The 14936-nt window shown below is 37.0% G+C and carries 20 protein-coding genes and 1 pseudogene; 8 read left to right on the top strand and 13 right to left on the bottom strand.

Annotated features, from left to right (window positions below; translation table 11 throughout):
* Window positions 1–101: pseudogene (locus H1P_RS21935) on the top strand (IS5/IS1182 family transposase); the annotation flags it as partial.
* A 4-nt stretch (window positions 102–105) separates the two neighbouring features.
* Here H1P_RS21935 and H1P_RS21930 read toward each other — a convergent pair.
* The 4 genes from H1P_RS21930 to H1P_RS21915 form a co-directional block, all read right to left on the bottom strand.
* A complete protein-coding gene (locus tag H1P_RS21930) occupies window positions 106–651 on the bottom strand; it encodes a metal-dependent hydrolase (RefSeq protein ID WP_186376078.1) in 546 nt (181 codons plus the stop codon).
* A 125-nt stretch (window positions 652–776) separates the two neighbouring features.
* A complete protein-coding gene (locus H1P_RS21925) occupies window positions 777–2510 on the bottom strand; it encodes an esterase/lipase family protein (RefSeq protein WP_144871344.1) in 1734 nt (577 codons plus the stop codon).
* 146 nt (window positions 2511–2656) lie between these two features.
* Window positions 2657–3349, bottom strand: a complete 693-nt coding sequence (locus tag H1P_RS21920; RefSeq protein ID WP_246141889.1) for a hypothetical protein — start codon at window positions 3347–3349, stop codon at window positions 2657–2659.
* A gap of 110 nt (window positions 3350–3459) precedes the next feature.
* Window positions 3460–4014: a hypothetical protein gene (locus tag H1P_RS21915; RefSeq protein WP_144871340.1), complete on the bottom strand. Its 555-nt coding sequence runs from the start codon at window positions 4012–4014 to the stop codon at window positions 3460–3462.
* Between the two features lie 558 nt (window positions 4015–4572).
* Here H1P_RS21915 and H1P_RS37575 point away from each other — a divergent pair.
* From H1P_RS37575 to H1P_RS21905, 3 genes are read left to right on the top strand one after another with little or no spacing between them, the layout of a single operon-like run.
* Entirely contained in the window at window positions 4573–4842 is a 270-nt protein-coding gene (locus tag H1P_RS37575; RefSeq protein ID WP_222427168.1) for a ParA family protein, read from the top strand.
* Entirely contained in the window at window positions 4830–5294 is a 465-nt protein-coding gene (locus H1P_RS37570; RefSeq protein WP_222427167.1) for a ParA family protein, read from the top strand. Before H1P_RS37575 ends, H1P_RS37570 begins: the two co-directional genes overlap by 13 nt.
* The gene (locus H1P_RS21905) at window positions 5291–5689 is read left to right on the top strand and encodes a hypothetical protein (protein ID WP_222427166.1); all 399 of its coding nucleotides are present in this window, start codon (window positions 5291–5293) and stop codon (window positions 5687–5689) included. The genes H1P_RS37570 and H1P_RS21905 overlap by 4 nt, the downstream gene beginning before the upstream one ends.
* A 15-nt stretch (window positions 5690–5704) precedes the next feature.
* On the opposite strand, the gene H1P_RS21900 is transcribed toward H1P_RS21905, so the two are convergent.
* A complete protein-coding gene (locus H1P_RS21900; RefSeq protein ID WP_144871338.1) occupies window positions 5705–6457 on the bottom strand; it encodes a hypothetical protein in 753 nt (250 codons plus the stop codon).
* Window positions 6458–6707: 250 nt separating this feature from the next.
* On the opposite strand from H1P_RS21900, the gene H1P_RS21895 reads away from it, so the two are divergent.
* Entirely contained in the window at window positions 6708–7907 is a 1200-nt protein-coding gene (locus H1P_RS21895; RefSeq protein WP_144871336.1) for a KilA-N domain-containing protein, read from the top strand.
* An 82-nt stretch (window positions 7908–7989) separates the two neighbouring features.
* On the opposite strand, the gene H1P_RS21890 is transcribed toward H1P_RS21895, so the two are convergent.
* Together H1P_RS21890 and H1P_RS21885 are read right to left on the bottom strand one after the other, a co-directional pair.
* Entirely contained in the window at window positions 7990–8316 is a 327-nt protein-coding gene (locus H1P_RS21890) for a cupin domain-containing protein (RefSeq protein WP_144871334.1), read from the bottom strand.
* A gap of 13 nt (window positions 8317–8329) precedes the next feature.
* A complete protein-coding gene (locus H1P_RS21885; protein ID WP_144871333.1) occupies window positions 8330–8995 on the bottom strand; it encodes an SDR family oxidoreductase in 666 nt (221 codons plus the stop codon).
* Window positions 8996–9102: 107 nt separating this feature from the next.
* On the opposite strand from H1P_RS21885, the gene H1P_RS21880 reads away from it, so the two are divergent.
* Window positions 9103–9633, top strand: coding sequence for a hypothetical protein (locus H1P_RS21880; RefSeq protein ID WP_144871331.1), 531 nt, complete (start codon window positions 9103–9105; stop codon window positions 9631–9633).
* A 113-nt stretch (window positions 9634–9746) separates the two neighbouring features.
* Here H1P_RS21880 and psb34 read toward each other — a convergent pair whose 3' ends face one another.
* The gene (gene psb34, locus H1P_RS21875; RefSeq protein WP_144871329.1) at window positions 9747–9917 is read right to left on the bottom strand and encodes a photosystem II assembly protein Psb34; all 171 of its coding nucleotides are present in this window, start codon (window positions 9915–9917) and stop codon (window positions 9747–9749) included.
* 169 nt (window positions 9918–10086) lie between these two features.
* Between psb34 and recD2 the strand changes: the two genes are divergently transcribed.
* Both recD2 and H1P_RS21865 read left to right on the top strand, forming a co-directional pair.
* On the top strand, window positions 10087–12375 hold the full coding sequence (gene recD2 / locus H1P_RS21870) for an SF1B family DNA helicase RecD2 (protein ID WP_144871327.1): 2289 nt from the start codon (window positions 10087–10089) through the stop codon (window positions 12373–12375).
* Window positions 12376–12517: 142 nt separating this feature from the next.
* Entirely contained in the window at window positions 12518–12826 is a 309-nt protein-coding gene (locus H1P_RS21865; protein ID WP_144871325.1) for a hypothetical protein, read from the top strand.
* Between the two features lie 51 nt (window positions 12827–12877).
* On the opposite strand, the gene H1P_RS21860 is transcribed toward H1P_RS21865, so the two are convergent.
* The 5 genes from H1P_RS21860 to H1P_RS21845 all read right to left on the bottom strand — a co-directional run bounded on the left by H1P_RS21860 (window position 12878) and on the right by H1P_RS21845 (window position 14442).
* Window positions 12878–13276 (bottom strand): hypothetical protein, encoded by a 399-nt coding sequence (locus H1P_RS21860; RefSeq protein ID WP_144871323.1) that lies wholly within the window; start codon window positions 13274–13276, stop codon window positions 12878–12880.
* Window positions 13276–13470, bottom strand: coding sequence for a hypothetical protein (locus H1P_RS21855; RefSeq protein ID WP_144871321.1), 195 nt, complete (start codon window positions 13468–13470; stop codon window positions 13276–13278). Before H1P_RS21855 ends, H1P_RS21860 begins: the two co-directional genes overlap by 1 nt.
* Before the next feature lie 3 nt (window positions 13471–13473).
* A complete protein-coding gene (locus H1P_RS36355) occupies window positions 13474–13614 on the bottom strand; it encodes a hypothetical protein (RefSeq protein WP_186376076.1) in 141 nt (46 codons plus the stop codon).
* Window positions 13615–13885: 271 nt separating this feature from the next.
* Window positions 13886–14188, bottom strand: coding sequence for a hypothetical protein (locus tag H1P_RS21850; RefSeq protein WP_144871319.1), 303 nt, complete (start codon window positions 14186–14188; stop codon window positions 13886–13888).
* 8 nt (window positions 14189–14196) lie between these two features.
* On the bottom strand, window positions 14197–14442 hold the full coding sequence (locus H1P_RS21845) for a hypothetical protein (protein ID WP_144871317.1): 246 nt from the start codon (window positions 14440–14442) through the stop codon (window positions 14197–14199).
* Between the last annotated feature and the right edge of the window lie 494 nt (window positions 14443–14936).

The raw sequence follows: 14936 nt of genomic DNA, 5'->3' as shown, positions 1-14936 counted from the left end.
GATATCGACGCTTGACAATTGATTACGAGGTCTTACCTGAAACTGCTGAAGCATTCATCCATGTAGCAATGATTAGGATTATGGTTAGACGGTTGGCGTAGCTTTTTAGACTTTTCGTACATCCTCTGAGATATACCGCCACCATTGGCTAGATAGATACCGAATATCAGAAGGGCGATCACGAAGTGGCAGGCTTCGCCTGATCGCTCCTCCTAAAACCCATAATTCACCAGCCCCACCAGTTTTAAGCCTCCGCCGAGGATTACTAACGCTGATAGCCCAGGCTGGATCGGGATAAAATAGCTGTACTCCTTGCTTGGTAAAGGTATCTGAGAAACAGGCTAAGAGATGACCGAGAGGAAGTGCGATCGCTAATTTTAGATTTATATCCCCTAGTAAAAAGCAAACCAAAAAACTAACCACAGTAATAGCAGCAGTAGCTAGTAATGAATGTGTAATTGTCCTGTGGGGATAACGATCCTCAATCCAAGAACTAATGGGAAAGAAGATTTTACCAACGGTGCTAGTAGTTGTATCTATGTCGGGAAGCTGAGAGCCAATTATTGATAGTCCCAGGAGGAGAGGATCGGCTGTGCCGAGTATTAAAGATGTTCCAGCAGAGGCGATCGCGCAATGAGTTATAGATAGCATAGTCAGTCATTGGTCATCGGAGGTCAATCACCAGTCTTAAATCATTGTTGTAAACTGTCAGTAATTTGGCTCACTAATTATAGATAAAAGGTTAATCGATCGCTATTTTTATTCAGTTCTTAACTCTAAAAACGGCGATAAAGATAACTCAATAAAACTATGCAAATAGCTGTCCACTGCCATTTAAAATTGGTAATAAGATAAATAAATTGAGACGTAAGCCAAGAAACAGACTCAAGCCAAGAGAGAAAACCAAAGTCTGTCCAAGGTATAATTGTCAAATAAACAAGAATAAAAACTAAAAATATGAATAGATAGGGTGCTGCTTTATTTAAAAAAGACATTATTGAATGTTCCCCAACTATAAGCTCATTTGGGGGTGATGAATTTTCATCAGAAAGCAAGAATTTAGCAATTGAATCGTAATTTCGATCGTTTAGTGCAGCACCGTGTCCTCCCTTTAAATATTTATATTCCTTGATTGTCATACCTCCTCTATTTTCACTTGTAAATCCTGCATATCCAGCCATTCCAAGTCTCTTGATGCCCCAAAAATTTAGAGCTTCGCATAAAAAACCAACAGGCAAATCCCATCTTGCACAATCATTTCTTATTAAATTTAACCGCGTTGTGAAATTTTCCCATGGATATATTTGTGGAAGGACAGAACCGCATAAATAAGCTCGTTCAAACTTAATTTTTTGAGAAAGTTCTAAGGCTTTTGCAAAAATATAAGTGCCATTACTATGACCGATAAAATGAATTTTAGTTGACTCTGAAGATAATGCTTTAGCTTGAATATAAGCACCAAATAAAGCTTCTGCTTTTTCACGACTTTTATTGTCATCAAGAAAATCTTTAATAGGAAACCGTGTGTAGTTTACTAAAAAGGTTTTAACTATAAGTTCATTATTGCTTTCTGCATAGTTTTCGATCCTTTTCTCCAGTTTTTCTAGCCAGCTTCCACGATCCCGAATCCCATGCATAATAATGATTATATCTGTTGGTTTGGTAGTATTTCGTAGTTCTCTCTGACTACGGGAGGTTCTAGTTGCATACTCATCAGACAGGAAATGTTTGAAGTTTTGATAATTATTGTCTTCAACGCCATTGACAGCAATTATGTTTGTATGTGTTCCGCTCTCTATTATTTCTTGACTAGAATCTTGATAAACGAAAATATCGATACTATCATCAGGAGATACATATCTATCTTTAGTTCCTAATACTTGTACAGTTTTGGGCAATAAATTTCTTCTTTCGCTTTGTGCTATCTCGATCCATTCGAGACGGACATCAAGAATGAATGGTTGATCGACAAGGTGTTCTAGAATTAATTTTCCTCGATTAAATAAACGTCCAAGTTCTACTAATATTTTTTGCTGAAAATAATATGTGCGAAAGCCTCTGTTTGTTGCAGCCAATAATAGAACGCATTTTACTTTGCTTACCCAAGAGCGTTCTTCTTGCCCAGTAGAAATACCTTTTAGCAGAGCAGCACGTAAAAGAAAACCGCCAATGCTGTGACCTATTAAGTAAATTTTTTCATAGCCAGTTCCATTAGAGTGTCTAGAATCAAAACAACGGATTTTGCTCTCTAGTGCTTCTGCAATTTGTCTTGGATTTTCATTCGACCAAAAGGAAGAATCATAACGAAATATAAAAATATCATAATCATCAAAATCGCGATCGTCAGCGAAAGTCTTACAAAAACTTTCCCATTGTTTTTGATAATCATTAGTTCCTTGAAGATTCCAACCGTGTACAAAAACCAAAAGATTAGATTTGTTAATGATGCTAGTTGAGGCTATAAAAAGATCGCCTTTTGAAAAAGCAGTAGCAAAGCTGTTATATGGCATTTTTAATTACCTCTATTAATTTAATTGTGAAAATATTTTTTGAATTACAAATAGTTTTATTCAATGTCTATGTAGCATTTTTGTAAACACATTGAAGCATCAATCGGAATGTAACTTATCAACTTCATTTGCATAAATACCTTGAATCACTGCCCCAATCTCTTCCTCGCACCCCGAACGCTACCCAACTGTTTCAAAGTCATACCAGCAACTAAAGTCACACCACCAAAAATATAAAGTGATTTATTTCCCGTTCCCATACCGATAAATCTAATAATGCCAAAAGACATTAATAGCGCAATTAAAATGGGCATAATGACTACATATTGAGTGTGTTCTGGCTTGTCCTGCTTCAGCCCCAGTTTTTCATTCTTGATGATTTTCCGAGCTAACATGGGATTTCGACCCGCTAATGGTTGCAGTTCTGCCAGACGGGATTTATCAATTTGTAGTCCCTGTCTTTGAGCTTCAGCTTCCATTACTTCACGAATAGCGCGATCGCTTGGTAAATCAAGTTCAATCTCTAGCATCTCTAAAAAGATATCTTTCCCAGGATTGGCTACAGCGAAACACACCACAGATACACCAGCAGACATCATGTCTTCTAACCAATAACGGATCGAAGTAGTTAATCTTTTGGCTTCTGGCAGTATTAAAACTGTATTCTCTCCTGAGTTGACTAATATCTCTTCTTTAAGAGCATCAACAGTAAGAGCCTTATCATTGTCATCATGAGTCGGACAATTTAGCTGATAAGCGATCGCTTGAAAGAAAGTTTTAATCGAACCCTTGTAGATAGCAAGAGCCGATAATTTATCCCCTAGTAATTCCTCATGCAAAGCCTGAGCAAAATCAAATTTACCCGTACCTGCTTCACCGAGAACAATAACAGAATTTCCAGCAGCGATCGCATTACATACCTTATTGAAGGTATCGTCATTTTGGTAATTTACCCTTGTGCTTGTGCCTTTTGGCTGCGGTGTTGGGCTAGAAGCTGAGTTGCGATGTCTGCTGGTGTGAACTTTGGGTTAGCCACCTCACGAGCGATGTTTACCTTTTCTTTTAAGTCAGGGGACAAGTCATCAAAACTCATCTGAGAAGCTAGCTGAATTTTAATCAGGTCATTCATTGCCATGCCACGAGCAGCTAATTCTTCCGCTTCCCGAACTAAATCCGAATCAATTTTAGATGTAGGTTCTTCCTGTTCGACATAAATATCTTCTTGAGTTTCACTACTATTTGAAACTATTTCGTTACTGTTATCAACTTTCACAATCGAACTATTATCAAAACCGTTACGTCTTCCTGTCTCGCTAACGTGATTTCTTAAAGCTCTAATTTGATTTGCTTGCTCTTCTGTGAGATAAACCTTACCATCAGAATCCTTCTCTGGCTTAATGTCTAAATAGTTTACATCTTTATAGTAGGCATCTTTTTTAATACTTAATTCCTCCATCAACTCGTCGGGACGGATGCAATTATCAGGTGCAGAATTCTGTGTCATGGTAGCGAAGTTTGAATAAAAATTTTTTTTCCTATATACATAATATGGAAACTTCAAATAAATTTTTACGATCCAGATCACAAGAATCACTACCGAACCCCAGAAACGCCCCAGAAACGCAATCTTTAATTCTGTAACTCTATAAACTACAAGTAATTACATTAGCTAGATTGAGAGAGGTAGAAACTAGATTTTTTGGGAAGTCGTAGAAATTGCCATGAGTAGAACCGACACCAAGTAAAGATTAGAGTCGTTTGATTGTAGAGATAGTTTATGGAATTTTTGGAAGCACTTTTGTTTTTCCCGCGATAGTCAAGATTCTAATTTGTTATATATGTTTAGACAATTAACTGTTTAACCTTTTAACCTTTAAAGGTATTAGATGTTTATCTGTTTAAGGGTAATTAGTATTAACTGTTTAACCTTTTAAGGTATTAGATGATTAGCCTAAATTAGTATTAAGGATGTAGTCATTTATGAAATATTGGGGTTAAATAAGAAACGTAGTAAGGGAATAAGGTATTAACGTAACAAGGTATTAGACCTTAATAGGATATTATGTTGAAGGTTGCAGTTTTCAACTTCAAGGGTGGCACGGGCAAAAGTACCACTACTCTTAATCTGGGTGCTTGTCTGACTACTTCTAAGAGGAAGGTTTTAGTTATCGATTTGGACGGGCAGAGAACGCTTAGTTTTGGTTTGGGTCTGGATGGAGACGCACCCACAGCTTTAAATTGGTTGAGTAATGAAGAAATAAAACCACTAGCTACCAACACGAAAAATCTCTGGTTGATACCTGGTGATTTGATTTGGGAATGTTTCAGCTAGATGCGGATTCGGATTTATTTACTCCCGCACTGAATAAACTTAAAGACTTCGATGTTTGTTTGATGGACTGTTCTCCTGGTTTGGGTATCGCCTCGGTACAGGCAATTTTGAGTAGCGATCGCGTATTGATGCCCGTTATCTGTGAGCCAGCAGTCTTAAAAGGACTATCCGAAGCAATACAGTTAATCCGTGAAGAACGCAGTGACGTACCGATTGATGTAGTTAGAGTTAGATATCGCTCCAAGTTGGTTATTACTAGAGAAGCTGACAGATTATTAACTGAAGCAGCCGAAGAATTGGATTATCGTTTGTTAAAAACTACCGTACCCGAAAATATCTCTGTCGCTGAAGCGATCGCATATCAACAACCAGTAATTGAATATGCAGCCCGTTCTAATGGAGCAAAAGCCTATAAATCCCTAGCTAATGAATGCGTGAGGTTGTGGAAATGACTAAAAAGAAAATGGGTAACATGACTAGCTTGAGTAAACTATCGGGAATCAAGCCTAAACCGACAGATAAACCCGAAACAGTTACACCAGAGCCAGAAGTTAAGAAATCTGAAGTAAAAGCCGACAAACCCAAGGAAACAAAAGCTAAGGTTAAAAAGCAAAAGAAACAAAGCGAATTGGTCACAGTGAATATCAAAATCAGAGAAGACCAAAAGACATGGTTAGCTAATACAGCGAGTCAAGTGAGAAATAATAACTCCTCACCAGTACCCCCAGCAGAGAGAGTTTATCCTCAGCATCTTATAGGAGTCGCGATCGATTTACTGAATAATGCTGATGTTAATTGGGCTGAAGTTAAGAATGTGGAAGAATTGAGAGAGCAGTTGAATTTATAGCTAGTCAACCAACAATTAAGTGGGAGGATTCCATCGCTTGAATTTATAGAAATAAATCGTTTTAGTTACTGGTCGATAGCTAACTTTATTTACCTCTATCCAATTCGTTATTTCCTTAGATTCTTTGATAAGAGTACAGGTTAATTTCCAAGGATCAATCTTCAATATTTTGGCTATTTCTAACAGATTTTTTTCTTGTTTTTCTATTTCTTTAGCCAAAGATAAAATTTCTTGATTGTCGATATCGATTTTTTTATTTGCTTTCAAGTAATCTATCATGAGCAATTCGACATATCGATAAAATATTTTTCTTGCCTCGAAAAAACAGAAGTCGCAGAGCTTCTTTTCATTTATAAGAAGGCAACAATAGGCTCTTTCTAAAAAGCATATTATTTCTTTATTGCTGTATCTCGCATATTTTTTTCGATCGAAGACAAGCCAATTATTTTCTAGCCTTTCTCTGGAAAATCTATAGCTTCCAATAGCAGTATTAAGTAAAATTTTTACTTCAAAAAGAATATTATTTTGATTATTGGCTAAATCATATTCTCTATTAAGAGTCTCCATAGCCCGACCATGATCTTTATCTCCATCAATCTCAAAATGTTCTGCTATATTATCTGTTTTAATAGAGTTTATATCGTCAGCTAAAGTAATTATAATTTTACCTGCTGTTAATACTGACTTGGGACTTATAGTTTGAGTCAGAACATCACAAGCTAAATTAGCAGAGGGAACACCATACTTTTTTATTAAAGAAAGATTCATTCTTAAGTTATAAAAATTAATTATCAATTTATAGACTGAGATATAGGGCAAACTGTTTCAATGTTAGATTTATCGAGATCGCATCTCTCCCATCTTGCAGCACAACCCACAATAGCGATCGCCAAAAATTCTTCAGAACAAGCGATCGCAAATCTCCTTTTTATACTAAAATAAATAAATATAGTCCCCTCATGGCTGGTCATTGGCAGTGACCGAAGCCCAGGGGAAGTAACCTGAACTAGAGGTCACAATGAAAATCATAAATCACAAAGTCAATGGCTTACAGATCGGTCAACGTCATGTAGATGGTTATATCAATGCTACTCAGATGTGCCAAGCCAATAATAAAGAATGGTATCAATATTGGCGTTTACCCAGTACACAAAAATATGCCAAAGCTTTAGCTAAAGATTTAGGAATCGATCTTATTGTCAATAACCCGAACCGCAAAAATTACGCATCGGCTCTGGTACTGACTTTCAGAGGAGGCAATTCTCAACAAGGCACTTGGGTACATCCAGAGGTAGCTTTAGATTTGGCAGCTTGGATATCGGTTGACTTTCGTATTTTAGTCAATCGCTGGGTAAGAGAATGGATGACTACTGGTCAAAATCCCATCCAACCAGAACCAACATCTACGGAAATTCCCGCCGACCTATCATCAGCATTAGAAGAACTAGAAAACCTTATCATCAGTATTCGCTCTCACGGTCGCACCATCCATACAGGCTCTCATCAACCCGTTGACCCCATCCTCTTCAAATCCCTTCATACCCTGAGCCATAATCAACTATCGGTCATCAATGCAGCGATTCAACACCTAGAACTACTCAAGCGCATCGCAGAGATGGGTAATTCCTCCGAAGCCACCGCACCTACCAGCCAACACACTATTAATTATCTTTTCTCCAGCCCTCCAACAACAGAGAACAGAAAGCCAAAAGCTAAAGAGAGTAAGGAAACAAAGGTTAAGGAAACTAGAACCAAACAACTGACTAATGTTAATATCAAAATTGCCAACAACCAGAGACAATGGCTCGCAGATACCGCCCGAATGGTCAGACAGAACAACAGCAAACCAGTCCCGCCAAGTCAACGGGTATATCCTCAACATCTTGTAGGCATTGCCATTCAACTATTACAAAACACATCCATCGATATCGAAGCAGCCCACAGCCTCCGCTTAGAACGAGACGAAACACCAGCCACCATCAATATTAAAATTAGCCGTCAGCAACAGCAGTGGTTAACCGATACGGCTAAAAACATTAGAGATAGCAACCCACAACCCACTACACCCAACGAACGTATCTATCCCCAACATTTAATTGGGATTGCTATTGAATTGTTACAAAATGCAGGTATTAATTGGCAGCAAGTAGGTAGTGTTGATGACATCACTCAAGGTTTAACTACCGCTCCTTTCCAGATTACAGCTTGTCTAGTTTGATGTTTTATTAATTCCCTTAAGCCTCTCGATATAGAGGTTTTACTAACGTAATAAGGTATTAGACCATTAGACTATTAACCTATTAAACTTTACTCATATCACCATGAATTGCTAGCCAAATACAGGGAGGATTAGATGATGTATATTCCACACGATGCTTCCGATGGGCAGGTATAAATAGATAATCTCCTACTGTCAGTTTAATCTGACTTCCATCTTCATAAGCTAAAATAGCTTCTCCCTGTAACAGAATTACCCATTCATCTTTATCTTGGTCGTACCATTCCCCTGGTGGTGTAGTTTGACCAGTAGAAATAATTCTCTCAATGAGAATATTGTCATTGGTAATTAGCGATTCAAATAGTTCTTTATCTGGTAGAGATGGAGGCAAATCGAAAATGTTATTCATCAGAGTTAAGCTTTTACCAGGGCAAAACTTCACCATTAGAATGCCAAAAAGTACCACTAGAATCTAGATTCAGTTCGTCGATACGAGCTATTAGTCCCTTAACAGATTGTTCTGTAGTAATACCCGATGCATTAAAATTAGTCATCCGAGTCTTGACTAACCCTGGATGAAGAATGGCGACGGCAATATTTCTCGGCTTCAAATCTAGAGATAAAGATTTACCCGCCATAGAAAGAGCTACTTTTGACATTCGATAGCCGTAAGAACCTCCAGAAGTATTATCTTCAATCGAACCCATACGACTGGTCATCATAATGATTTTTCCGCCCGATCTTATATTGGGCAACAAAGCACGAGTCAATCTTAAGGGTGCGATCGCATTAACCTCAAATTGCCGACGAAGACTATCAACATCTAGACTTTCGAGACTAATTCTTTCGACAATAGCAGCGTTATTAATCAGGACATCGAGAGTTTTGCCATAGAGTCTTTTAATTAAGCGTGAAACATCTGTAGCTGAAGTGATATCCACACTCGTTTCAATAGATACGTCTAAATCTTTTAATTCATCCGAAGCAGTACGACAGACAGCAATGACATTATCGCCCCTTTCTTTCAGTTGACGGCAATACTCTAAACCGATACCTCTATTTGCTCCTGTTATTAAATATGTATTCATTTTTAGGCGATCGCTATTTTCAAACTCCAATTACTTAATACTAAGAGTTAACCTCTCAAAAGTACGATACTGTTAAATTTATCCGATAAACACCGATATTATCCGATATGACTAGCAGAAGGACAGAAAATATTACGAGGGTTGATGTTCGCATACCTAACGAACTTTACGATGAAATTATGGCGATCGCTCTTTCTCACTTCAACGCTAAAATCCATCACCGCAGTAACAAACCAGAAGTAACACCCACCATTCTTGAACTAATTAAAATCGGTATCGCTCATTTGGATACGACATTACCCATAACAAATGAAGCTGTAGACAGTAATTTACAAAAACAAATTGAGCAATTAGATTCCAGACTGACAGAAGTTGAAAATAAATTATCTGAAACAAACGTTACTGCACCTATAAGAAAACAAACATCGCCCAAAGTTAGAGAACAGCCGACGGAATACGAGCCTCACGAAGAGAAAGTATTAAGTGACATGGAGTTATCAAACATTTTGAATGTCAGTAATCTTCTAATTCGCGATTATCGAGTTAAGGGGAAAAAGCCTAGAGGACAGGCATTAGCATTAGCTCTTACTGAAGAATGGGAAATCAAGGGTGATGGTTGGGTGAGGAAGCACAAATAATTATTTAAACAACAAAAAACCTCGGCATATACACCAAGGTCGAGAGGAGAAATTTAATGTTGACAAAATGAGATTAATTAAAGCTGTTGTTTAAATCTAAATGTCTCTAGCAATTAGCTGACGACAAAAGAAACTAAAACTAATGCTGTAACGAATAATGCTGCTACTGCACCCTGTTTTAAATAGCGTTTTTGTTCCCATACTGTGGGGTATTCTGCGTAGCTCATTTTGGGTTCAACAGCGTAGTTGTTAAGAGTTCCGTTATCTAGTTGAGTTGTATACATAGTGTCTTTTCCTATATCGTGTTTCTTTTATTTCTTTCTTATGTAAATTAATGTAACAAATATCTTGAGTTTTGTAAATTAATATTGACAAATCAATATTTATGCTATCAATAAGATTGGTTAATGATTGCTGGTAAACTATTTACTAGATAAGTAGAACTATTGTCCTATGACATCATCGAGCGTTACTGCACCCCTATCATCTCTTACGGGAGTTATCGAAAGAATTACCTTTCACTCTTCTGAGTCGGGCTATACGGTGGCGCGGTTAAATACAGGCAATGTTAAACAGTTGATTACTATCGTGGGCAGTTTTGCCAATATTCAGGCGGGACAAACGTTACAGTTACAGGGAGTTTGGGCAGAACACCCAAGCTATGGTTCGCAGTTTCAAGTTGTTAAGTACAAAGAAACCAAGCCAGCAACATTAACAGGAATTGAGAAGTATTTGGGTAGCGGTTTGATAAAAGGAGTAGGGCCAGTTACAGCCCATAGAATTGTCAAGCATTTTGGTTTGGAGACTTTAGAGATTATCGAGCATCAGATAGACCGCTTGATTGAAGTTCCAGGTATTGCCAAGAAACGAATTGCCATGATTCAGCGCACCTGGGAGGAACAAAAATCTATTAAAGAGGTGATGATTTTTCTTTCAGGACATGGCGTATCGACTACTTATGCGGTGAAGATCTACAAGCAGTATGGAGATAGTGCGATCGCTACTGTCACGACAAATCCCTATCAGTTAGCTATTGATATTTTTGGGATTGGGTTTCTTACAGCAGATAAGATTGCGCGTAATGTGGGGGTTGCTCCTGATTCTCAGTTTCGCTACAAAGCGGGTATCATTCACGTGTTGGATAAAGCATCAGAAGATGGTCATTGTTATTTACCCGAAAATAAGATAATTCCTATGAGTCGTGAGTTATTGACTGTTAAAGGAGTTCCTGATTCTTCAGGGAGTAATAAAAGAGGTCAAAATGAGGACGAAACGAGTACGGAGATAGAAGAAAAAACAGAACACGAAGCTGATGAAAGGGCTATTGTAAACATCCTCTCAGAAATGGTGCAGTTAGAGGAATTAATTAGAGAAAGAGATGAAAATGAAATCATTTACTACAAACCAACTTTTTATTATTCAGAGCAACATCTAGCAAAACTGATATTACAAAAAATAGAAAACTCATTAGATGTAGACAGCGATCGCGTAAAGAGTTGGATTAATCGGTACACCGCATCCCGAAAGATTCAACTATCCCCCCAGCAATATCTAGCAGTACTCAAAGCAGCTTCAGAAAAATTGATGATTCTCACTGGAGGGCCAGGAACGGGGAAAACTTTTTCAGTTCATACTATATTCAAGCTGTGGAAAGCTATGGGGCGCAAAATAGCCTGTGCAGCACCTACTGGGAGAGCAGCTAAAAGATTGAGTGAAATGACGGGATTAGAAGCCAAAACCATTCACAGACTGCTGGAATTTGACCCAGGCTCGATGGGTTTTAAACGGGATTTAGATAATCCTCTTGAATGTAGCGCGATCGTCATAGATGAATCCAGCATGATGGATTTATTTATCTCTCATTCCCTGTTCAAAGCCATACCAAAAGATTGTCAGGTTTTACTGGTGGGGGATATCGATCAGCTTCCTTCTGTGGGTGCGGGTAATGTGCTGTCTGATATGATTGCTTCGGAGAAAATTACCGTGGTGCGTCTGACTCAAGTATTCCGTCAGGCTGCCGAGAGTGCCATTATCAGGACGGCACATCAAATCAATCGCGGTCATTATCCCCAAATCGAACCTATAAGCATGAAGGCTAATTCTGATTGTCTCTGGCATTCTGGAGGTACTGAGCCAGAACACGGCGTACAGACTGTTAAAGAATTAATCGAGTATTACATTCCCCATGCTGGTTTTAATCCCGCTACTGACGTGCAGGTTTTATGTCCCATGACTAGGGGTGTGGTGGGTACTCGCAATTTGAACAAGGTGCTGCAACAACTGATTAATCCTAAGAGTGAAGGTAAAGATGAATTGGTTAGGGGAGATAGTATTTTAAGAGTTGGCGATCGCGTAATGCAGCTAAAAAATGACTACAACAAAGAGGTGTTTAATGGTGACTTGGGAATGGTGATGAAATTTGACCATATAGATAAGAAAGTCAATATTAACTTTGACGAGCGTGATGTAGTTTATGACTATGCCGATTTGAACGAAATCACTCTAGCTTGGGCTACCAGTATTCATAAATCACAAGGTTCTGAATATCCCGTTGTTATCCTCCCCCTCTATACTCAACATTATGTGATGTTGAGTCGGAATCTGTTTTATACGGGGCTTACTAGAGCTAAAAAGTTGGCTTTAATTATTGGTTCGGAAAAGGCAGTGGCGATCGCTGTAAAACAGGTTAAACAGCAGCAGAGGTATACGAGGTTGAAGGAGAGATTAGAAAAAGCAATTTAAAAATAAGATTATTTGGCAATTTTTCTACTTTTAATGTAGTTTATCGAACTTCAAATGTAGAGATATACGAACTTTACTATCAAGCATTTATTTTTGTAATCTACGATAGATATACTTAATATGAATAAAACACTTAAAAATTATGGGTTTAAGTAAAAATCATCAAACTATGATTGGAGGAGGCTGTGCAGGAGGTGGAGTAGGTATACAAACTGCTAGCTCTGCATACATCGCTGTTCAAGCTGCCAACGCAGGAACTTGTGCTTGTCAATTATCTGGTTTATCTGCTTATTTTGGTTCAGTTTTAGCTTCTGGTAATGTTGCTGGAACTTTTTTAATTACGGCAGCAGCAGCATCTCCAGTTGCAGTAGTCGGAGTCGGAGTAGTTGGTGGTGCTTTAGCTGCTAGTTTGATTTTTGGAGGTGGCGACGACCCTGCTACAAACAACTAATAACTATAAATAGGTATTGTTAATTAACAATCCCTTGATAAAAAAACTAAATTACCAACCGCCAGGCGGATCGTAATCATCAGGATATTCAACTTCACATTCTCCACTCCACCTAGATACAAATTCTGTATCTTCAAACATTGATTCTATAATATCCATTGCCTTGTCATGATGGTCTGCGCTGGCACTTCCCGACCACAGCACATTTTTATCGGCATCAAAAAACTTAACTGTAAAAACATAGGTATTGGTGAGATGTTCCTTGATTGATTGCTGCAACTTACCTCGAACAACTTGGTTAGATATGCTTTTTAACTGCGAACATATTTCATCATCAATTACTGTTCTATCTGGCTCTAATTGGTTCGCATTCATATAGTCAAGTAAATCATCTATTCTTGCTTTAACTTCTTGAAGCTCTCGCCGAACCTCCGAGTAACAAAAACTCATTATTCCTCCTCATCTTCCAGTTCTAAAAATTCATCCACATCTTCAAATTCCTCCATCTCATCAACAAGTTCACTCATCTCATTAATGAAATCCTTGAGGGTATTTATGGTGTATGGAGGTGCGTAAAGATGAACCACTAAATCTTCAGCTATACCTCGAATTTTTTCGGCTAGCTTTAATTGTTCTGAATTCACAAATTATCCTTTTAAGTCTGTAACTTTAACTGTGCTTTCTGGCTTGGCTAAATACTTTTCTTTATCTCGATCGCTAACATATCTCATATAGAGAAAACCACTCTGTTCTTGTTCTTTAACAAGCACTAATCCTTTATTATTCATCCTTTTTTGATAAGATTTAATTTTGTCTGGAAATTTTAATGATATAGTTTTGCTGTAAAATCGAACTCCGTTGTGATACGTGGCAATAGATTTCTTCATTACTTTTTCTTCTTACTTGTATTGTGTAAAACTTCCAATATTTTATTGACTGGTACTTTTTCATTATTCATTCTTTCAACACGCGATCGCACCTTTTGAGGAATATATTTACTCTTCTTCACTAGGCGATCGCCAATAGCTGAGCTTTACGCCAAGTAGAGCGATAAATAAATTAAAATTTATCAGTAATTTTAGAAGTTATGATTACTTTAATAATAAAAATAATTATTTCATATCCACCAACTATAATTAATAGTCCTAAAAATGTAGTTATTAACGAATATGTAAAGTCTGTACTTTTTTTCAAGTCTAATAATTCTTTTTTATATTGATCGAATCTTTTAAGATACTCTTCCTTATTTAAGTTTTTCCCATAGTTATATCTATTTATACTATATAATGTAAACATCGGAGATATAGTAAACACTAATAAGACAAAAACTATTATTCTAGAAATAAGTTCTTTCTTTTTCATTTTCAGCTCTATTGATTAATTAGATTTAATTGAGCAACAGCAATAATACCACCAAATAAACCAGTTGTTGAAGTTGCTATTATTTGTAATTTATTTTCAGCTTCTGATCTTACTAAATGGAATATATACAAACTCATAACTACTATAAATATCCCCAAAATAAAAGTAATACCTTCAGGGGTAATTGCAATAGCTCCTATGCTACTAAAAAACCAAAATAAAAAACTTCCTAAATATTGAAAAAAATTTTTCATTACTAATAAGACTCCTATAGTTTTTAATTATTAATCTAATGAAACTTATTTTTTGAATAGTTCCTCTCAGTTAACTTATTAAATTAGTTCACTTTCTTAATAATTAACTCAATCTTATGGGTTTCCCAAAAAACAAACATCTGAAAAAGGTCTAGAATCTACTCTGAACTAAAGATATAAAGACTTTCTAACTTTAGTTGATACTATAAGTAGATTTTACTATGACTAAAGTCTTATACATATCTACATCAGAAAAAATGACATCAGTATGTTCTGTTATTGCTTAAAAAATGCCTTCATCAACATTTCTGAACGATTATGATTTTCCCATTCAGACTTGATTAAAAACTTGTTCTAAACCTTCAGGGGCAGATGGGAAAAAAGATTGGCTATTTTGGTATCACGTAAAGATTAAGCCAAAGTAATTTGACTGAAATCATTATTACTGCAAGGATGAAAAATTCTGATTTTAGCTTTTGCAATACTTTTTGTAG

Origin of the sequence: Hyella patelloides LEGE 07179, from assembly GCF_900659865.1 — a bacterium.
Classification (GTDB): Bacteria; Cyanobacteriota; Cyanobacteriia; order Cyanobacteriales; family Xenococcaceae; genus Hyella; species Hyella patelloides.
This window is presented reverse-complemented; position numbering and strand designations above follow the sequence as displayed.